This window comes from Levilactobacillus angrenensis (genome assembly GCF_003946085.1).
Taxonomy (GTDB): Bacteria; Bacillota; Bacilli; order Lactobacillales; family Lactobacillaceae; genus Levilactobacillus; species Levilactobacillus angrenensis.
On the sequence record NZ_RHOB01000007.1, the window covers coordinates 1 to 19,929 of the forward strand.

18 protein-coding genes are annotated in these 19,929 nt (G+C 47.0%); 12 read left to right on the forward strand and 6 right to left on the reverse strand.

All coding sequences use genetic code 11. From position 1 onward, the window contains the following. Positions 1-233 precede the first annotated feature (233 nt). Both EKM83_RS05230 and EKM83_RS05235 read right to left on the reverse strand, forming a co-directional pair. Complete coding sequence (locus EKM83_RS05230; protein ID WP_125575580.1) at positions 234-881, reverse strand: EAL domain-containing protein; 648 nt, start codon at positions 879-881, stop codon at positions 234-236. A gap of 486 nt (positions 882-1,367) precedes the next feature. Beyond that, complete coding sequence (locus EKM83_RS05235) at positions 1,368-2,486, reverse strand: LCP family protein (protein WP_125575581.1); 1,119 nt, start codon at positions 2,484-2,486, stop codon at positions 1,368-1,370. Positions 2,487-2,854: 368 nt separating this feature from the next. Between EKM83_RS05235 and EKM83_RS05240 the strand changes: the two genes are divergently transcribed. The 8 genes from EKM83_RS05240 to EKM83_RS05275 all read left to right on the forward strand — a co-directional run bounded on the left by EKM83_RS05240 (position 2,855) and on the right by EKM83_RS05275 (position 11,225). After that, positions 2,855-3,802: an AEC family transporter gene (locus EKM83_RS05240; protein WP_125575582.1), complete on the forward strand. Its 948-nt coding sequence runs from the start codon at positions 2,855-2,857 to the stop codon at positions 3,800-3,802. A gap of 40 nt (positions 3,803-3,842) precedes the next feature. Then, the gene (locus EKM83_RS05245; protein ID WP_125575583.1) at positions 3,843-4,877 is read left to right on the forward strand and encodes a DMT family transporter; all 1,035 of its coding nucleotides are present in this window, start codon (positions 3,843-3,845) and stop codon (positions 4,875-4,877) included. Positions 4,878-5,701: 824 nt separating this feature from the next. Continuing rightward, positions 5,702-6,013 (forward strand): hypothetical protein, encoded by a 312-nt coding sequence (locus tag EKM83_RS05250; RefSeq protein WP_125575584.1) that lies wholly within the window; start codon positions 5,702-5,704, stop codon positions 6,011-6,013. Then, positions 5,940-6,881 carry a hypothetical protein gene (locus EKM83_RS05255; protein WP_125575585.1) on the forward strand — a complete coding sequence of 314 codons (942 nt, stop codon included), beginning with the start codon at positions 5,940-5,942 and terminating at the stop codon, positions 6,879-6,881. Before EKM83_RS05250 ends, EKM83_RS05255 begins: the two co-directional genes overlap by 74 nt. A gap of 299 nt (positions 6,882-7,180) precedes the next feature. Beyond that, complete coding sequence (locus EKM83_RS05260) at positions 7,181-7,852, forward strand: 2,3-bisphosphoglycerate-dependent phosphoglycerate mutase (protein ID WP_125575586.1); 672 nt, start codon at positions 7,181-7,183, stop codon at positions 7,850-7,852. 162 nt (positions 7,853-8,014) lie between these two features. Then, positions 8,015-9,247 (forward strand): serine hydrolase domain-containing protein, encoded by a 1,233-nt coding sequence (locus EKM83_RS05265; protein ID WP_125575587.1) that lies wholly within the window; start codon positions 8,015-8,017, stop codon positions 9,245-9,247. A 416-nt stretch (positions 9,248-9,663) separates the two neighbouring features. After that, positions 9,664-10,920 carry a serine hydrolase domain-containing protein gene (locus EKM83_RS05270; protein WP_125575588.1) on the forward strand — a complete coding sequence of 419 codons (1,257 nt, stop codon included), beginning with the start codon at positions 9,664-9,666 and terminating at the stop codon, positions 10,918-10,920. Positions 10,921-10,931: 11 nt separating this feature from the next. Further along, the gene (locus EKM83_RS05275) at positions 10,932-11,225 is read left to right on the forward strand and encodes a hypothetical protein (RefSeq protein ID WP_125575589.1); all 294 of its coding nucleotides are present in this window, start codon (positions 10,932-10,934) and stop codon (positions 11,223-11,225) included. Positions 11,226-11,347: 122 nt separating this feature from the next. Here EKM83_RS05275 and EKM83_RS05280 read toward each other — a convergent pair whose 3' ends face one another. The 4 genes from EKM83_RS05280 to EKM83_RS05295 form a co-directional block, all read right to left on the reverse strand. Continuing rightward, positions 11,348-11,815 carry a YhcH/YjgK/YiaL family protein gene (locus EKM83_RS05280; RefSeq protein WP_125575590.1) on the reverse strand — a complete coding sequence of 156 codons (468 nt, stop codon included), beginning with the start codon at positions 11,813-11,815 and terminating at the stop codon, positions 11,348-11,350. Positions 11,816-11,839: 24 nt separating this feature from the next. Further along, complete coding sequence (locus tag EKM83_RS05285) at positions 11,840-13,090, reverse strand: MFS transporter (RefSeq protein ID WP_125575591.1); 1,251 nt, start codon at positions 13,088-13,090, stop codon at positions 11,840-11,842. A gap of 10 nt (positions 13,091-13,100) precedes the next feature. Beyond that, on the reverse strand, positions 13,101-13,550 hold the full coding sequence (locus tag EKM83_RS05290; protein WP_125575592.1) for a YhcH/YjgK/YiaL family protein: 450 nt from the start codon (positions 13,548-13,550) through the stop codon (positions 13,101-13,103). A gap of 416 nt (positions 13,551-13,966) precedes the next feature. Then, on the reverse strand, positions 13,967-14,974 hold the full coding sequence (locus EKM83_RS05295; RefSeq protein ID WP_125575593.1) for a LacI family DNA-binding transcriptional regulator: 1,008 nt from the start codon (positions 14,972-14,974) through the stop codon (positions 13,967-13,969). A 444-nt stretch (positions 14,975-15,418) separates the two neighbouring features. Here EKM83_RS05295 and EKM83_RS05300 point away from each other — a divergent pair, with 444 nt between their 5' ends. The 4 genes from EKM83_RS05300 to EKM83_RS05315 all read left to right on the forward strand — a co-directional run bounded on the left by EKM83_RS05300 (position 15,419) and on the right by EKM83_RS05315 (position 19,929). After that, positions 15,419-16,375 carry an NAD(P)-dependent oxidoreductase gene (locus tag EKM83_RS05300; RefSeq protein WP_125575594.1) on the forward strand — a complete coding sequence of 319 codons (957 nt, stop codon included), beginning with the start codon at positions 15,419-15,421 and terminating at the stop codon, positions 16,373-16,375. A 120-nt stretch (positions 16,376-16,495) separates the two neighbouring features. Next, a complete protein-coding gene (locus EKM83_RS05305) occupies positions 16,496-17,503 on the forward strand; it encodes a hypothetical protein (protein ID WP_125575595.1) in 1,008 nt (335 codons plus the stop codon). A 12-nt stretch (positions 17,504-17,515) separates the two neighbouring features. Continuing rightward, a complete protein-coding gene (locus tag EKM83_RS05310) occupies positions 17,516-19,048 on the forward strand; it encodes an FGGY-family carbohydrate kinase (protein ID WP_125575596.1) in 1,533 nt (510 codons plus the stop codon). Next, a complete protein-coding gene (locus EKM83_RS05315) occupies positions 19,045-19,929 on the forward strand; it encodes an L-ribulose-5-phosphate 3-epimerase (RefSeq protein ID WP_125575597.1) in 885 nt (294 codons plus the stop codon). The genes EKM83_RS05310 and EKM83_RS05315 overlap by 4 nt, the downstream gene beginning before the upstream one ends.

Here is a 19,929-nt window from a genome sequence, read left to right on the forward strand (position 1 = left end):
GTTTCAATGACAACACGGTTCTGGAATGATAAAATAGTGGTGCTCATCAAGGTCCTTCTTTCTAATGGATTGTGTGGTAACACCATTAAAGACCTTGATGGGTTTTTCTGTCCACTTAAATGTTCAATTTAAATTTTACAATCTGCCTTACATTAAAATATAACAGTTGTGTTGATTTGGACAAAAAAAGTGGGCGTTCCCCCACTAACAGCTAGCAGGGACGTCCAGATTGGTTAAGCTAAACTTGGTTTGCCGTACAGGTAGCCTTGATGTAACGTGATGCCATATTGTTTGGCTAACGCTTGATCGTCAGCGTCTTCAACGCCTTCCAAAACCAGGCGTAACCGATATTCGCGGGCAATCTGCGCCCAGAAGGCCAGACTGGCGGGAATCAGGTCCCCTTCGCCACTCATCCGCAGATTTTGCATGGCGAATTTGATTTCATCGACGAAGGGTAATAAGTCGCGAATGTTTTGGTAGGTGTTCGAACCGGTGCCCACGTCATCGAGAACTAACCCGATGCCATACTGGTGCACGGCCAGACTGAATTGCTTCATTTCCTCAAGGGTCGGGGCCTCCGTTAGCTCAATGGTCAAGGCCGCCGGGGTGATGCGCTTTTTGAGCGCAATCACGGTCCCCAGGGTTAGGGGATGACGCAACTGTTGATTGTTGAGATTGAACGCGAGCACCTGATTGTTGACAGCGGTCTTCAATGAGGTGGCTGTCTCCTCAAGAAGTTTCGCTTGATCGGCTACGGAAATATCCGTGAAGTGGCGGGGGAGAACCCAATTATCGTCTTCCTGTTTACGCAACAGAACTTCGTAGCCAAAGACGCGGTGGTCATCTTGATTGATTTGTGGTTGTACAAAGAAACGATACATAACCGATCCACTCCTTTTGCCTCTCTACTCGTAAGTTTAAGTTCATTCTACCGCAATTCTTAAAAAGTACAACGCCATATATCGTTCAGTGTGATAACTGCGATAACCTATAACCGGCTCGGGGCGCTAGTTATCACCGAATAAGTCGGTTTAAAAATAAGTTGATCCGGTCGCCCGCTTAACTTTCTAACCACGAATTTAGTCGTGATTATCACGAATCGCAGTGGCGGTCAAACTAAGCGCATCCCCAAAAGTGTGAGTTAGTTAACGATTGATAAGTCAGGTGTTGCCCAATCATTTAAGTCTAAGTAGCTCCGCCAACAATACTGTATCTGTTGGCAAAAAGCAAGCAAAACTTTTTTGGGGGGGGAGGTTGGGTCTCATCCAAGCAGTAGCGGACGGTAGGCGGCCAGGCCAGACCAATTATCAAAAAAAGCGCCATCCGCCAGGTCGCTGTGACCCGTGGATGACGCTCGGTGTGCTGGTTTAATACCCGTAGCCGCTGTTGCCAGTGCTGTCGGTGGCGTAGCCGGTACCAGTCGAACTGGTGTCGGCGTCCGTTGTGAATTTTTTGGTGTTGGCTAATTCCAACGTCTTGCGAATGTGGTTCGAGACGCGTTTTAGCTCTGTCATGGTTGGCACTTGATAGGAAAGGCCGTCGATCATAGCATCTTGTCCCTGAAGTGTTTCGGACTTGATGTGGTGAGAGGCATCGCCGTACTTGGCCCGGATTTGCATTAAATCATCAAAAGTCAGGTCAGTCTTTAAGTTGCCGTTTAACGACTTCAGAATCGTTTGGTAGCGGGTGATGGACGATAAGCCGGCCGCCTTGACGACTAATTTCTGTAAGACTTCGCGTTGACGCTTTTGTCGACCGTAGTCGCCCAGCGGATCTTCGTGACGCATCCGCGAGTAGTCGAGGGCTTGTTTCCCATTCAAATGGGTCTTTTTGCCCTTGACCACGTTGGCCGCCCCGTATTGGAAGGTCAGTGTGGGCTTCACGTCGACCCCGCCGACTGAGTTGACCATCTTTTCCAGCCCGCCCATGTTGACGATGGCGTAGAAGTCGATGGGCACGTCGAGCAGGTTTTCCACGGTCTTGACCGCGGTCTTGGGACCGCCAATCGTATAGGCCGCGTTGATCTTTTGAATCGACGCGTTGACCCCGGAACCGACCGTGACGCGTGTATCCCGCGGAATACTGGTCAGGTAAGCCGTTTCCTTAGTCGGATTGATGGTAGCGACCATCATCGTGTCGGTCCGACCGACATCGGAACGCCCCAAGGCCCCGGTATCCGTTCCCATCAACAGAATTGAGAAGGGCTTGTTGGACTTCAAAACGGCGGACACATTACGACTCTTAGCGGCGTTAGAGGCCTCATAGGTCTGGCTAAACGTCTTCTTGGCCGAATTCCACGCTTGATACCCGTAGGCTAAGCCACCGCCTAACAAGACCAGCAGGGCAATGACGATGGTCCACATGACCGGCCGGTGGGGGTGGACCGCCGGCGTCTTGAAGTGGGAGTTACGGTCAGAGCGGCGATCGTAGACCTGTTCGAAATCCTCAGGTGCGTGTTGCCGTTTTGGTTCATTATCGTTTGGCATAATTATTTCCTCATCCTCATTAAAATCTTGACCAATTTCAGTTTGGGGCCGCACCACGACATCACCGCGGGGCCTCAGCTACATACAGATTGATAAATTCCCCTGAAATCTTATCTGTAGACTCAATTAATTCATTAGACCATAAAAACGGTCATTCGTAAATGTTTCTCCCGGACATTTTCGGGATTTTGTTCGGTTGTCTAGACCGGATAAACGTGGATTTCACAAGTTGTCAAGGTAAGTAAAAGTGGCTAACACCGCTATTTGTAACCGGTTGCGGACATAGTGACCGGTAGAACCGTGCTATAATAAGAAGCGTTGCTTAAGAAAATCTAATTTTTGGTAATGTTTCGAGGGGAGGTCGGCAGATGGCCGTTTTTATTCGAAGTGTTTCGGGTGTCTTAATCATTTTAGTCATGATTGGTCTCGGTTACGTGTTATCGCGGCGGGGCTGGTTTGACGACCAGGCACCGAAGTTAATTGCGCGCCTCGTGACGCAGATTGCGCTGCCGGCCTACATGATCAGTACGATCACCGCGAAGTTTTCAGCGGAGACGTTGAAACGTACCTTGCCGGATCTCCGGTTCCCGGTGGTTTCGATGCTGATCATGTTTGGTCTCTCCATTGTGGCCTTCCACGCCTTTCGCATCAAGCCGGGGCACCGCGGGTTGTTTGAGTCCATGTTTTTGAACTCGAACACCGTTTTCGTGGGCTTACCGGTCAACGAAGCGTTGTTTGGCCCGAAGAGCTTGCCGTTCGTGCTGGTCTATTACATGGCCAACACGACCTTTTTCTGGACGCTGGGGGTGTACCTGATTCAGCGCGATGGCCAGGGCAACGCCAAGTTTAATTTGAAACAAACCCTGCAAAAGATCTTCTCACCACCGTTGTTAGGCTTTATCGTGGGGGTCATCTTGGTCTTACTCGACATTCAGTTGCCGGGCTGGATCATGCAGGACTTTCAGTACATTGGCGGTCTGACGATTCCACTGTCCATGATTTTTATCGGGACGGCCATCGCCGGGGCGGGATTGCAAAATATCCACGTGGACCGCGACAGTCTCGGTATCTTGCTGGGGCGCTTCATCGTGGCCCCCGTGTTGATGGGGCTGTTGGTGTTGCCCACCAGCATGCCAATATTAATGAAACAAGTCTTTATCTTACAAGCAGCGATGCCCGTTATGACCAACGCACCCGTCGTGGCCAAATTGTACCGCGCCGATGCGGATTATGCGGCCATCATGGTAACCGAAACGACCCTCCTAAGTTTAGTGGTGATTCCGATTCTGATGGTCATCGTCCAGCACGTTGCCTAATTGATCTGGTAGTTACTTTAAGGAGGAACAATTTTTCGTTTTGAGAAAAACACTGTTGTACATCGCATTTTCAACGTTAATGTTCAGTTCTATGGAAATCGCTTTAAAGTCCGCGGGCAATGCTTTTAATCCCATTCAGTTGAATCTGATTCGCTTCTTCATTGGCGGTTTGATTCTCTTGCCGATTGCTTTGCGGGCCTTACATAAACAAAGCCACCGGTTGACCGGGCGCGATTGGGCGTTGTTTGCGCTGACTGGATTGGTCTGTGTCATCATCAGTATGACGCTGTACCAGTTGGCCATTAGCGTAGACGAAGCCTCGACGGTGGCTGTGCTGTTTAGCTGCAACCCCGTCTTTGCACTGATCTTCTCGTACTTGATTTTGCACGAACGGCTGGGTCGGGCGAACTTGATCGCCGTCGTTGTGTCAATCGTTGGGCTGGTCGTCATCGTCAACCCGGCCCATTTGACCAATCCGGTCGGCTTAGCGTTGGCCATTGGCTCCGCATTGACGTTTGGCCTGTACAGTATCGTCTCACGGTGGGGCTCTGTGCGTCACCATTTCAACGGCATCATTATGACCTGTTTTACGTTCTTAGCTGGGTCAGCGGAACTGCTAGCCATCATGTTACTGACGCACGTACCCGCCGTGGCTGGTGGCTTGCGTCAGGTCAGCTGGACGCGTCAATTTGCGGCTATGCCCATCTTGCAAAATGTTAGCCTGCAGTACTTCTGGATTCTGTTCTTCATCGGGGTCTGTGTGACTGGTGGCGGGTTCGCCTTTTACTTCTTGGCCATGGAACGCTCCGACGTGTCGACGGCCTCATTGGTCTTCTTCATTAAGCCAGGGTTGGCCCCTATCATGGCGGCCGTTCTGATTCACGAAAAGATTTTGACCAATACCATCGTCGGTATCGTCATCATCTTGATTGGGTCGGTCATCACCTTCATGGGGAACCGGGTCAAGGCGCGCGAATCTGCATTGGCAGAAGAAGACGCCAGCGAGTTCCAAGAAGCAGACAGTGCTGTGGCTGCGGATAAATTAGCTGCTCATTCGGAATCTTCTGTGGATTAAGTTAAAATTAGTTGTGAGTCCCTTCGCTCGGCATGATTAGCTGAATGAAGGGACTTTTTTGCGCTTAGAGAGAAAGGCTATTTTTTTCTTAAGAATACGTAAACAGGGGTATCAAACGCGATTGCATTTCGTTGGTAAAGATATGGGACCTGAGTGCCAACTGATACCAAAGAATTGGTGTAAAAGTAGCCAGTAATATAATAGTCAACTTTTGAAATGTTTTTGTCATATTATCTTGCAATTAGTTTAAGGGAGGCGCAATGTAAGAAATGTAATAATTCGACTTTATTGGGATACTGCTGATTGAAAAAACCGGTGACAAGACAGATGTATTCGGGGATATTCGCAAATTGGGGATGCCGCAAAAGACCCCATGTGAATTAAAGAACAATCGTATCTAACTCCACTAAGGTAAACTTGTGAGGGTACAGATGGAATTGATTGTGCCAGTGAATTCAGTGAATTATCAGTCAATTGTCGGTTACCAGGGGTCGAAACACTATTTTAGTAGGGGGCTTAACAGAAGATCAACGGTAAATAGCCGTAATAGTCTTCACGTACAAAGTCGCTAAACTACGGACTAATAATAGTGGAAAGAATTAGAGTCTATTTAACGTACTACAGTGCTTTTATGTCGTTCCCTGTTAAGAAGATGAGACGAAAAATGACAACTAAGGATGTCAATTTTACTGTCCTTGAGAGTAAGTATTATCGTGAATCGGAAGGCATGGGTATTACCAGTAGTGGATATGGATATATGATTTTTAATCGGTTTGCTGAAGCTGCGCGTTCTGATAGGACAGTAAAGTAGGGAGTGATAGATCATGAAGTCGAAATTTGTATTTGCGTTGTCATTAGGACTGCTGGTTGCTGGGTGTAGTTCGAATGCAATATCTAATGATAATGCAACGGCCAACACCGGTCTTTTTACCAATCCTAAAATTGGGCGCGTCAAAAGCAGTACGAAGCCAGATGTAGACGTTGCCTATAAAATGGCAAATAAAAAGGTTATTTTCTATCGGAGTCTGAAGTCATTTGGTACGAAAGCAGGAGAGCTGTCAGATGCCGTTACCGAAGCAGGAGAAGTGTTTGGGGACAACTACCAAGGGGACATTTTACCATCTGGTTGCGTATGAGTCGGGTGGCTTTGAGGGAATCGATGGACCAAAAACAATTAGTAACTTTTCAGACTTTGCTAACGTGGGTTACGTTAAAGCTAGCGATATGAAGCGGATACAGACAGTTCATTCCGTTAAGACCTGTAAGCGGCCATATTATGTTGCCGATCCCAACTTACATCGAATTTGGAACCGACCAATCTACACGGTGCATTACACGTACGTTTCAGGTGTTTTTGACCGGCTGGCTGCACAACAACTCTATGCCACCAAGGAAGTAACGAAGTATAATGGTGTCCATTTCCTTTATTTGGAGACGGCCAAGGGAAAGAAATTAGGGTGGACACAGAAGACGCCTAAAACTCTGATTGCTGGCAAGTATCGGGATCCGGGGAAACAATTCTTAGCACCCAAAAGACATGAATCGTTGCGAAAAAAGGTGCAAAGTGCTCGCTCAACGGGGAATCGTGTTACCACGAATGAGAGTCTATCAATGCCACAGCGTGCCTATATATTACGAAATCGACAGCATCATATCAGTAAGGTCTTAGTGACGGGGATGGACAATCGCATTTCCAAGATTAACTTTCAACAGGGACGTGCGACTAAGCTGACAGTTTATACGTATCGTCGGAAGCCGTGGAAAGTGATTACGAATCGTAAACGATTACGGACCCATTACCAGGCCGCTCATGCGTACACTCAGGTTGATGAAACGCGGGTGAACTTTCATGCGACCAATAAGAAAAAGCTGGTGACAGTGATTACTTATGGCTATGATGGTACGGCAAAAACGACGATGTATCGTAATGGACATGTGACGTTTAGTACGCGAGCGTACAAGCACATTATGACCTATCCGCTCTCTCAATTTAACTATAAGTGATTAGGGAAATAGAAAGGTGAAAATGGGACGGCTGCGACGTTGGCAGGACTAGTTACCTTTGCTGGTGGTTGCGCATGCAACGCAAGAGAAAAAGACGCCCTAGTTCCGCTTGAATCGGATGGTCAAACGATTCAAACCCGGGATCAATCAGCCTTGATGGTCGCCAGCCGTCTTTTAGGCTACACTTTTCATTTTCGCCAGAAAAATAAGTGAAAACTGACACAAATCACACGAACCCGGCCAAAACCTATGGTATGATGGTCAGTGAGAATTGATAAGAGAGAAAGGGATCATGATCAATGGCAACGCTGGTCATTTTACGGCACGGGGAAAGTGTCGCGAACCGAGATAACATTTTTACCGGGTGGAGTGATGTGCCGCTGACGGCGAAGGGACGTGAGCAAGCGGTGGCGGCTGGTAAATTAGTCGCAGCCACGGGCCTGCAATTCGGGGCGCTGCATACGTCCATGCTCCATCGAGCTATCGTGACTTCCAACATCGTCTTAGAGGCTATCGACCAGCTGTACATTCCAGAGTATAAGTCCTGGCGGCTGAACGAACGCCACTACGGCGCGCTGCGGGGCAAGAACAAGGCGGCGGTCAAGGCTCGCGTGGGGGACAAGCAAATCAAGATTTGGCGGCGAAGCTTCAAGACCGTGCCGCCATTGTTGGACCATGTCAGTCAAGACCGGCGTTATGACCAATTTGGCCCGCACGTCGAACCCCGGGGCGAAAGTCTGGAAATGGCTTACCACCGCTTGATGCCGTATTGGACTGACCAGATTGCGCCGCGACTATTGGATGGGCACAATCAGCTGGTCGTGGCCCATGGCAGTACGTTACGTGCTTTGATCAAGTACCTGGATCACGTGGCGGATGCGGATATTAGCCAGGTGGAAGTTGCTAACGGTGAACCAATTCGTTACGACTTTGATGACCGACTGAATGTCTTACGCAAGCAAACCCTGTGAGTTTTTAAAGTAAATAATAAGTTCACCCAGCCGACGAAGACTTTTATTGTCTTTAGCCGGCTTTTTCGTATAATCAGAACTAAAGGACCGACGACTGGGGAAGTCGTTGCCAACTATGATAGAGTAAGGGGTTCACCAGTTAGCTAATTGGGGGAGAGAAAAGTGAATACACGAAACCTACGCCATTGGGCGGTATTGTTTGCCATCATTCTGGGGATTGGTGGCGTGGTCTGGGGCATGCACGCGATTGACCAGCAAGACCAACAAGAAGTCGCAACCAGCAATCATCAGCACGCCAAGCAAATGCACGCGACGATTGCCAAGGATGCCGCGGCCAGTCAGCGGCAACGCGACCCGGGGAAGACGGCCTTTGACCGAACGAACCGCGGCCAGGCCACACCGAAATTTAGCAAACGCTTCACGCGTGAGTTGAAGGACAAGAAGTTTGTCGGCACGGCGCTGGTCGTCAAGGATGATCAGGTCGTCTACCAGCGGGCCTTTGGGAAGGCCAACGCTAAGAAACACCGCAAGAATAAAGTCACGTCGCAATTCTTGATCAACTCCGTGCAGAAATCTATGACGGGGATGCTGGTCATGAAGGCGGTCCAGGCCGGTCAATTACAGCTGACGGACCGATTGAGCCAGTATTATCCTAACATCCGCCATAGCGGCCGGGTCACGATTCGGCAAATGCTGAACATGGAAGCCGGCATCACGGGCGAGCTACAACCCGGTCGGACGCTGACGGAAAATGAAGTCTATCAGTACGTCAGTCAAAATGCGCAGATTAATACCAGTAAAATTGGAAAATTCGACTACCAGCAGATTTGCTTCACGTTGCTGGCGGGGATTTTGCATCAAGTCACGCATGATTCGTATTACGACTTATTTTATCAACAATTGGTCACGCCACTGAACTTGAATCACACTAGTTTTGCCCAACTGCGCTCGACGACTAAGGGCATGACCACGGGCTATGCCGGCAGTATGCCAGGGGACTACAGCGAACCGCACAAGCCCTCAGCCGCCAGCATGGCCGTCCAGATTGCGACCGGGAACGCCACGATGAGTGCCGGGGACGTTTACCGTGCCGAACGGGCCATCGTTCAGGGGTCGTTGTTGTCCACGCCAGCGGGTGCGCAAGTCTTACACGAGACACAGAATAACCAGCTGCACTATGCGGGGGGGATGTATCACCTCGATCAGCTGGGCTACTACGGCCACGGCATGGGAGACGATTACGAGAGTACCTTTGTCATCAGTAAAAATGGCCGCAATGGGGTCGTCCTGTTGTCTAACAACTTCGTGAAGAAGACGATGTACCCGGACTGGTCGACGGAAGACCTGGCCATTCAAACCTTCAAGCAGATCGACCGAGCCAAGGCGTTGCGGTAAGCGTTGAAATGACAATGTCGACACAACTGGCGTCTTTGAGACGCGGGTTTTCGGCTCAAAGCGAGGCCGAGACCGTCCCTCAGGCTCGGTCCGGTCCGCCCACCGCGTTCCAACCCATAGTTGGCGGACGGTAGGCGGCCAGCTCAAACTACGAAGCTGCAAACGACTAATTTTTACACCATAAGTCGCGTGGTGACAATGTTTCTAGCTGATTTTCATCTTTCAACATTTAGGTAAGACTACTAAGCCGCCAATGGCTCGTTAGTGCGAGTTGATTGGCGGCTTTTTTGCGACAACGTAAGTGCTCAGGACTCGGCAGGTTGCTGGTACCATAATGACCGTTTGGCGGTTGGTATTTTCCCGAGAGTCTCGTATAATCAAAGAAGTAAGTTTGACAAGACAGGGGCTTTGACAAAATGAAACAAGAAACACGAAAGCAACGACACGCCGCGCCCAGCCATCTCCATTGGGGCAGATGGCTGGTACTGGTGGTGTTACTGGGCTTGGCTGGTTACGGGGCTGTCCAGTGGTACCACGTCGACCAGCAACGGCAATTAACAGCTACACCGACGACGGTCAAGCAGACCAACCGCTTGATTCGGCGTAATGCGCAGGTCAGTCGTGAGCAACGGCACAGCCAAACGACGGCGCTAGACCGCACGGCGGGGAGTACCAATCCTACCTTCACGGCCAATCTGACGCAGCAATTGACGGCCAAGAAATTTTCCGGGACGGCGTTGGTCGTGAAAAACGACCGCGTGATTTACCAAAAGTCCTTTGGCTGGGCCAATGTGGCGAAGAAGCAGCGCAACACGCCTAAGACGCAATACCTGATCAATTCGCTGCAGAAATCAATGACGGGCTTATTGGTCATGCGGGCCATTGAGCAGGGCAAACTCAAGATGACGGATACCCTGCATCAATTTTATCCGCAAATCAAGCATGGTCAGCAGGTCACGATTCGCCAGATGCTTAACATGGAGGGTGGCTTACTGGGCGACATGAAGCCAGACAAGGACTTGGGCGAACACCAAATCTACCGGTACGCGGTCAAGCACGTGCGCGTCGACACATCACAGTTGAATCAATTTAACTACCAACCAATCTGCTATGTGATGCTGGCCGCCATTTTAAATCAGGTGACGAACCAGTCGTACTACCACCAATTTTACCAACAAATCGTGACGCCACTGAATCTGAATGGCACCAGCTTCGTGCAGTTACGCCAGCAAAATTCGGCACTGTCGCTGGGTTACAATGGCCAGACACCGGGCACGTATTCAGATCCGGAAACGCCGGCCGCCAAGGATGTCAGCTCACGGCTCGGAACGGGCAACGTCACCATGAGCCCGAGCAACGTGTTTAAGACCGTCCAGGCGATCGTTCAGGGCAAACGGTTCAAGCACGCTGCTAGTGCGAAGACGTTGCTGGAACCGGGAGTCGCGACGCCGAAATACACCGGTGGGATGTACCATTTCGCGGACCAGGGCTACTACGGTCACGGGGTGGGCAACTTCTATGAGGACACCTTCCTGGTCAGCACTGATGGCCGAACCGGCGTGATCTTCATGTCGAACAATTTTTATAAGAAGACCATGTGGCCGACCTGGTCAACCGAAAAGATTGCCAAGGCCACGTTCAAACAGGTGGTAGCCGCCACCACGATTCAGTAGGAGGTGGGCGAGTGAGTGAGATTCGCATTAATTATGGCCTGACGGACCTCTACCAGATTAGTCTGGTCTTGATGGTGGTCCTGTCGGTCATTGTCGTGCCGCTAGTGCAGAAGCATTGGCATCGCCGCTATCCGGTGCTCGAGAGCATGTGGTGGCAGCTGACGCCGATTCTCGCGTTCTCAGCCGTGCAGATTGCCTACGTGACCTTTAATTTGTTTTTGGGTGGGCTGTTCTTGTTGATTGATTTGATGCTGATTTTAGATGGGTATCAGCGACAGCAGGCACGGTTGCACCGGCATCACTAGAGCAGTGAGTTAAAAATCATACCTGTAGCCTATTTATAATGAAATGATATTGTACCTAAACTAAAAAGGTTCGTGTAACTCTGGCAGTAGCCAGGATTACACGAACCCTTTTTAGTCATTCATTAGTTCAACGCAATCTTAACGCAAAGCTTGTGGTTGTGACCAATCTTACCGTCGACCATCCCGTGGGCAGCGTGTAAGTCAGTTGGATCAAAGATAGCGTAGTGACGATCGGTTAAGAGGGCCTTGCTGTGGAAAGCAGGGTGACCAAACCGTTGAATTTCTTCTTCAGGATCGTATGGGCTAACTGGTTCAGCATCGCCATCATCTGCCCAACGAACCCATTCAGCACCTTTGATCATGTAGTGGATATCGATATGTTCGCGGTGAGTTTCGTAGGTCATACCAGCGTAGTCGCGAGTATCGTATTCTTGGAAGCGTAATTCAACGCCGTCAGCAATCACCTTTGGGCCAATAGGTTCAGCTAATAATTCTTCAGTAGAGCGAGCATCGAGCCAATCTAAAGCCGTTTGAATCCGTTGCTGTACCTTTTCGTTGCGTTGGTGATTCTTACTAAGTCCAAATTCCATGAGTAATTTCTCCTTTAAAATAAATTATTTGTTTTTATCGGCGTCGGATTCACGAACGAAGAGTAAAGCGACGACCGCGATAATCGGGAAGACAGAGATAATTAAGTATGAAGATACATAACTACCCGTTGAAGCTAACAATTGTCCTAAGAGGACAGGGGCCAAGAAAGAGCCCACTTGGTTGAAGACGTTGATGAATCCGGAAACAGTTCCTCGCTGGTCAGCAGGAGCGACTTCAACGGAGAGGTTATTGGTAATGGTACTGAACATAAAGGCACCAACACCCATTGCACCAGTCCAGAAGTACAGCATGCCGAGACTACCTTGTGGCGTCAAAGCAAACCCAATAATGGTTGGGGTAAAGATGGCCATGAAAATAGCGGCCCAAACGTGACGAGACCATTTCGAGTGATCAGAGATCCAGCCAGCAACAACCATGGAAACCACGGAAGTAATCCCAAAGATGGACATAGCGGTACCAGCAGTGACAACGTCAAACTTTAAATTCTTAACGATGAACAAGTTGGCCCAGTTAGTAACGCCCCACTTAGCACCAGTAGCAAATAAACCAGTGATGGCAAGCATCCACACACTACGGTTGTTAATGGCTTTCTTCAACCGAGACATGGATGATTCAGTTTCAATTTCGCCGTCTGCTTCTTTTACCCCAAATTGTTGAGGGAATGGTGGATTACCGCGAAGAGCAAAGAAGGCGAAGATTAAAGCAGCTAATGGGAAGACAGCGGTAACACCCAGAGCAGCACGCCAGCCATAATGAACCATGACAGTTGGTGCGTATAAGTTGATAACCGTTAGCCCAAATGAGGTACACGTGTTAAAAATACCAGTTGCGGTAGCTCGCTTTTTACCATCAAACCATTCAGTAATGATCCCCAAACAAGCTGACAAGTCAGGACCACTAACCAACCCTAAGATGAACCGCAAAGCTAATCCATCCCAGTAACCTTGCATGAAGACCATGGCCCCCATCACAATTAAGTTACCTAAAACGGCGGCGAGTAGTAATTTCTTGTAACCGAACTTATCGGCAAGCATCCCACCAGGTAAAACGGTGATGGCATAGCCAATGTAAAAGGCGGTTAGATAGGAGTTACCTTGTTGAACAGTAAAGTGTAACGAATCAATTGCAGAAGGCATGATTGTCGACCAGGACAATCGGGTAATGAAACTGATTAAGAAGGCGAACCAAATGCCCGCGATGACCATCACTTGACGAAATGTCCAGTGACTACTTGTGGCTGTAGAATTTTCCATGATAATGCTCCTATCTACCTAATTTCAAAACGATTTTTCTTACATGGGTGGGCTGATCAATAAAGCCATTAGTCCGATGAGGTTCATGCATCCCGATTAAGACAAAGTCACCTTGGTGCAACAAGACTTGATTGAAATTTGCTGGGCGTTGCACATACTGGAGATCTCTATCCGGATTATAAGGGGAGAGACCGACAAAGTTGGTATCCGGAGATACATCGATACGTTCTTCACCAGACACAATGTAGTGTAGATCCAAACGGTGTTGATGAATCTCAAAATCAAAATTTTCAATGGATTCGGTTTCATATTCAAGCGTTTGGACGTAGAAGCGGTCGCCATCTTGGTGACTGCGCCCAAGCGGCGTTTTCGTTAGATCGGTCTGTTTTAGGAAGTCGACAGCTTCCTGAAGACGCTGATAATCTTGCGCATCAAAGGATGCTAGGTTTACGTAGAGCAAGTTGATTCCTCCTCATGTTTTAGTTAAGCGATTAACTAAAACTTTAAATAAAAAGGCAATACATTAATTGCCGTTATGACGGGCTTATTACAAACAATAGCAGAATTTCTAAAATATAGTTAATCGCTTAACCACCATCAAGCAACGTAAGTGTAAACGATTACAAAAAATAATGCAAGAGGATAATGAAAAAATCACAAAGTTAGATAAGGTGTAAAAGATCTCTTCATAGTGGCAATGACTTGTTAGTGGTGGGTTTGGGTGGGGATTACCCACAAGAAAAAAATATGATCATTTTTTTATTTCACAAATTATATTTGGGTGAATCTTTAAGATAGCATAAAAGCCCGTCATTATGATCGTTAGATGCGTTAACGACCGTAATGACGGGCTTAATGGAATAACAAAGTTAAAAATTAAAAGCTTTGGCGGATAACCTGTTTAGTTGGAATAATCTTAACCTTCGGCGATGGTTCGCTGGAAAAATGGTGATCGAGTTTTTCTTTGATCAGATCCATAGCAGCACAACCAATGGCAAATGAATCTTGTCGAATGCAACTAATTCCTGGCTTCATGAGCTGCATCCAATCGAATTCCTCATAGGTTGCGACTCCGAAGTCGTCAGGGTAGGTGTACTTCAAGCGCTGTGCCGTAATCAGCATTTTCTGTAAGACTCGAGAGTTCATAGTAAAGAACCCAATCTTCTTTTTCTTATCATTGAAGACAGATTTTAGGTGATCGACGAAAAGTGTCATCTCCCGTGGCGAGTCGCCATAAGGAATCGTGATGAGATGGGAGTCATCTAGGTAGCCGGTAGCCAATTTGAAACCATCATAGCGATTCAACCGGGTACTGATGCCTTCAAGTGGCCAAGTGACGAAGTAGAGTTCATCGTACTTTTGATTGACCATTTGGGTGACCATACTTTTAACGGCATCACGGTTATCAGTCACGATGGAATCAATCACACTGCGACGGGCTTGCCGGTCGACAATTACCGTGGTGGCATTGGAGAGTTGGTTGTAGACGTTGCTATCTGGATTGACTGGGTCGATGATTAGGCCAGCAACTTCTTCTGCCCGCAAGCGATTGATGTTTTCAATTTCCCGTTGCTCGTCATTGTTGGAATTGGTAAAGACCATCTTGTAGCCATAGGCTGCACAACGCTCTGAGATTCCTGAAATAACTGGGGAAGTAAAGGGGTTGGTAATGTCTGCAACAGAAACACCAATCGTCTTATTTTCATTTTTAGCCAAACTGCGGGCAGTCGTGCTGGGGTGGTAATCAGTTTTGTTAATAATTCCCGCCAGTTTATCACGGGTATGTTGAGACATTTTGGCATAATTGCCATTTAAGTAGTTCGAGACCGTTGCCGTGGAAACTTCTCCAAGCTTGGCAATGTCCTTGATTGTAAATTTATCCACGATAAACTCCTTCTAAGATGCAAACATCTTTCACACTGAGTAGTCTTTACTGTTAGTTTAGCATGGTTATCGATCTTGGGGGTCGATAATGATAGCAGAAATTAAATTAAAACGGTTGCAGATTGACCGCCAGGCAATGCAATCGCTAACAATACTAACAACAAGTTTAAAATCGACGGTTGACAAATCAGTATAATAGCTTTAGAATTCTTCTTGTAAAGTTAGTTAACCGCTTAACCACATTCTAAATTAAGTTTGATTGAATTACCACCAAATTATTCAGTTTACTGATTTTTAGACCGAATTAACAGGCACTAGGCTTGATGCTCTATCAGGATATATAACTGTTTTGATAGAAAGTTAAGCGAATAACTTAATAACTTGACACCGTGAGACATTTGTAACCGTTGTCAAAGACAAGACACTTTAAGGAGCGTACATCTTATGAGTAAAGCAAAAGTATTAGTTACGGGAATCATTCCAGAAGCTGGATTGACTGAATTACGAGAAGTCTTCGATGTGACTTATGAACCAGAAAAAGAAACTCGTGAATGGATTTTAGCTAACCTTGCCCAATTTGATGGTTTGCTGTTAATGGGAACTAAGGCTGACCGTGAATTGATTGATGCCGGTAAGAACTTGAAAATTATTACCGCCAACGGTGTTGGTTTTGATCACATTGATATTGCTTACGCTAAAGAAAAAGGTATCGTTGTTTCTAACTGCCCAATGGGTGTTCGGGTTCCAACTGCTGAAATGACTTTTGCCTTATTACTGGCTACGGTTCGTCGGCTATACTTCTATGACAAGGTCGTTCGTCGTGGCGACTGGATGGATGTTTCCGAAGAAAAGTACATGGGCATGAGCTTACAAGGTAAGACTTTAGGGATTTATGGTATGGGCCGAATTGGTTCTGAAGTTGGTCGCTTCTGCCAAGCCTTAGGCATGAAGGTTATTTACAATGATGTTCGTCGACTTGACAGTGATTTAGAAAACAAGTTAGATGTCACTTACGTTGACTTTGATACATTGGTTAAGACTGCGGATGTGATTACGTTACATGCGCCAGCTTTGCCATCAACGACTGGTATTTTCAATGCAGATGTCTTCAGCAAGATGAAGAATACAGCTTACATTGTCAACGCTGCACGGGGTGTTCTGATCAAGGAAGCTGACTTGGTTACCGCCTTGAAGACTGGCCAAATTGCTGGTGCTGGTTTAGACGTCTTCGAAAATGAACCAAATGTTTCTGCGGACTTGCGGGCTTTAGACAATGTTATCATGTCACCACATGCCGGGACTGGAACTTTGGAAGCACGGGTAGCCATTGCTCAAGAGGCCTCTCGCAACTTGATTTCGTTCATTCGTGATGGGAAGCCATTGAATCACGTTAACGCATAGATAGACGCAGTATTGATAAAAAAGGTAATCTAAATGGTTTAAGTGAACCACTCTCTTACAGGAGTGGTTCTGCTTTACAGTTTTAGTTAACCGGTTAACAAGAGATTTGGAGGAAGCACATTGAAGTTTGAAAAGATTTTTAAAGATGAATTGGATCATTGTTACGCCATTATGAGGCTACAACATGGTGACCATGACTTTATCGTGGTGGCTTCGGAAGAAAATAAGCCTTGCTATGCCTATGATTTGAACAATGATTACCAACGGACGACTGTCTGGCCCGATGTTGGGGGAACCATGACGATGGTTCAAATTCCCGGAACGCTGAACTTTTTGGCTACTCAGAAGTTCTACCCTGGTTTTAACTCAGCGGCTTGCCGCATTGTTAAAGAGACCTTTAATGGTCAGGACTGGGATCAAACAATTGTTGGAGATTTTCCATACATCCACCGGTTTGACATTCTCCCTAAGGCTGATGGCAAAGGGTACTGGTATGTGGGCTGTTCCATTGCCAATTCTAAGAAAGATACTGATGATTGGACGGATCCTGGCAAAGTTTGGGTCGGTGATTATGACGATGCTGCTGTTCGAGTAGATAATTTGCGTTCATTGCCTAACTTCACGCTGACTAAAAACCACGGTTACAAGCGGATGAACGGCTATTCGTTAATTACCGGAGTTCAAGGGATTTTTAAATTAACACCACCAACAGCAACGGCCGATTGGCAGCTAGAACAATTGTCAGATATTGAGACCTCTGATATTTTCAGTGCTGATATTAATCAGGATGGCCGAGAAGAATATTTGACGATTGAAGGCTTTCACGGTCCTTACTTACGCGTATCAGATGAACACTTTAACTCTATTACGCGGAGCGAAGCGAATACACCATTTGGACACGCTATTTGGGGCGGCAAGTTAGGCGACCGTGATTACTTTATCTTTGGTTGGCGGTCTGGTAAGCAAAATCTGGAGTTAATTACCAGCGATCACCTTGATGCACAATTGATTGACAAGCAAGTTGGCCCAAGTAACGTGACCGTCTATGAAAAGGATGGTCAGACTTATCTGTTATCAGCCAATCGTGAAGCCAATCAGGTCGCTATTTACGCCATCGACATCGATTAGGAGGCTGTAACCATGGCAAACCACTTTTTAACGATTGATAACGGTGGGACAAATACAAAGGTAGCAATCTTTGATGAGCAAGGTAACCAATTGGCGGTTGCAGCGTTTCCGACGAAGAATCGGGAACCGCATCCTGGTTTTCATGAAATCGATTTAAATGAACTACGAAAAGATTTGGGCGTTGCCATTCAGTCAGCACTGGACAAGGCAAAAATTGATGGCGACCAAATTACTGGGATTTCAACAGTGGGACACGGCAAAGGCTTGTACGTCTTGGATCAGCAGCATCGAATCTTTATGAATGGCATTCTTTCGGCAGATAATCGTGCTGAAGAACTGGCGATTGGGTTCGAGCAACGCGTTCATGAAATTTTTGATATCAGTCATCAGCATGTTATGGCCAGTCAAGCACCAGTTATTTTGCGGTGGCTAAAAGAAAATGCGCCTCAGCGTTATCAGCAAATTGGAACGGTCTTGTCGAACAAAGACTTTGTACGCTTTCTGCTGACGGGTGAGATTTACCAAGAAATTGGCGATGTTTCTGGCAATAATTTGATCAATCTTGATACGCAGAACTATGATTCACGGCTGTTTGAGTTCTTTGGAATCCCCGAAGTGGCCGCAAAAATGCCGCGGTTAGTGCAGGCAACAGACCTTTGTGGGCATATTTCCAAGGAAGCTCAACAACTCACTGGTATTCAGGCGGGGACACCTGTATTTGGTGGGATGTTTGATATTGATGCTTGCGCAATTGCGACAGGCGTTTTGGACAATGACAAGTTCAGTCTAATTGCGGGAACGTGGAATATGAATATCTTTCCCAATGACAAAATGGCTTCTGAAAACAGTGGATTGATGAACTCTATCTTTCCTACTGGGAAAAAGCTAATTGAAGCTTCTAGTCCAACCTCAGCTGGTAACTTAGCTATCGTTATCAAGATGTTAATGACGGCGGAACAACGTGATGCTGAGGCCAGTGGCAAATCGATTTATGATAACTTGGAAGTCTTTCTTGAGAATACGGATGCGGCATTTACCAAACTGATCTACTTTCCATTTTTATATGGGAGTAATGCGGATCCTGACGCTTCAGGCGCATTTATTGGGTTGCGTAGTGCAACGACCAAATCAGAAATGATTCGGGCTGTCTATGAAGGGATTGCGTTTGCCCATCGATATCACGTTGAGAAGCTGTTGAAAGTCTTGGGACATCAGCCACAAGTCGTTCGAATGTCTGGTGGCGGAACCAATTCACCTAATTGGGTGCAAATGTTTGCCAATATTTTAAACTTGCCGATTGAACTGGTTACGGCTAATGAATTAGGCGGCTTGGGTGGTGCTATTACTTCAGCTGTCGGGGTTGGGCAGTACCCAGACCTAGAAACGGCAGTTGCTCAAATGTCACGAGTCAAGGTGCGTTACGAGCCACAGCCCGACCAAGTGGCACTGTATAACCAAAAGTACCGGGCTTACGTGAGCTTATTAACCGCGTTAGATGGTCATTGGCAAGACTTGAAGAATTTTCAGGAGGGTGTAGCAAAGTGACTGTGAATGCACTAGGAATTTATGAAAAAGCATTACCACAAGATTTAACTTGGGAAGAAAAGTTTAATTTAGTTCATGAGTTAGGCTTTAACTTTTTAGAATTCTCAATTGATGAAAGTGACGAACGACTGGCACGGCTGGATTGGACCAAAGAACAGCGGACTGCTTTTCGGGAAGCTATGTGGCGGACCAATAGCCGAATCAATACCATGATGTTGTCTGGTCATCGTCGTTTTCCGTTGGGGTCGGCTGATCCAGAGATCCGTGCCAAGGCTTTGGAAATGATGCAAAAAGCAATTAATTTGGCAGTGGACTTGGGTATCCGCAATATCCAAATGGCCGGTTATGATGTCTACTACGAAAAGAAGACGGTTCAGTCGCGAGAATACTTCACCGAAAATCTGGCGAAGTGTGTTCACATGGCCGCTGAAAAGTTAGTCACGTTATCCATTGAAACGATGGACGATCCGTTCATTAATTCGATGAGTAAAATTGCTCATTACAAGTCAATGATCAAGAGTCCATTTCTTCAGGGATACCCGGACCTGGGTAACATTTCGGCTTGGCCTGAAAACAACGTGGTTGAAGATTTGAAAAACAATATCGAACACGTTGCGGCGGTTCATTTGAAGGATACGTTGCCGGTTACACCAACCTTTAAAGGAAAGTTCAAAGAAGTTCCCTTTGGAGAAGGCTGTGTTGACTTTGAGGGGTGCTTACGCTTACTCGAACGGTTGAACTACTCAGGAAGTTATACCATTGAAATGTGGACGGGAACGACTGATGATGCAGTAGAAGAAGTCAAGGCTGCTAAGCGCTTCTTTGACCAATTGTTTGAAAAAGTTGGAATCACGCAAGAACCAGTTAAAATCACGAATTAA

Excerpts from the sequence above, each read along its gene's own strand:
- EKM83_RS05230 (WP_125575580.1), bottom strand. The coding sequence starts at position 881 with ATGTATCGTTTCTTTGTACAACCACAAATCAATCAAGATGACCACCGC.
- EKM83_RS05235 (WP_125575581.1), bottom strand. The coding sequence starts at position 2,486 with ATGCCAAACGATAATGAACCAAAACGGCAACACGCACCTGAGGATTTC.
- EKM83_RS05240 (WP_125575582.1), top strand. The coding sequence starts at position 2,855 with ATGGCCGTTTTTATTCGAAGTGTTTCGGGTGTCTTAATCATTTTAGTC.
- EKM83_RS05250 (WP_125575584.1), top strand. The coding sequence starts at position 5,702 with ATGAAGTCGAAATTTGTATTTGCGTTGTCATTAGGACTGCTGGTTGCT.
- EKM83_RS05255 (WP_125575585.1), top strand. The coding sequence starts at position 5,940 with ATGCCGTTACCGAAGCAGGAGAAGTGTTTGGGGACAACTACCAAGGGG.
- EKM83_RS05260 (WP_125575586.1), top strand. The coding sequence starts at position 7,181 with ATGGCAACGCTGGTCATTTTACGGCACGGGGAAAGTGTCGCGAACCGA.
- EKM83_RS05270 (WP_125575588.1), top strand. The coding sequence starts at position 9,664 with ATGAAACAAGAAACACGAAAGCAACGACACGCCGCGCCCAGCCATCTC.
- EKM83_RS05280 (WP_125575590.1), bottom strand. The coding sequence starts at position 11,815 with ATGGAATTTGGACTTAGTAAGAATCACCAACGCAACGAAAAGGTACAG.
- EKM83_RS05285 (WP_125575591.1), bottom strand. The coding sequence starts at position 13,090 with ATGGAAAATTCTACAGCCACAAGTAGTCACTGGACATTTCGTCAAGTG.
- EKM83_RS05300 (WP_125575594.1), top strand. The coding sequence starts at position 15,419 with ATGAGTAAAGCAAAAGTATTAGTTACGGGAATCATTCCAGAAGCTGGA.
- EKM83_RS05310 (WP_125575596.1), top strand. The coding sequence starts at position 17,516 with ATGGCAAACCACTTTTTAACGATTGATAACGGTGGGACAAATACAAAG.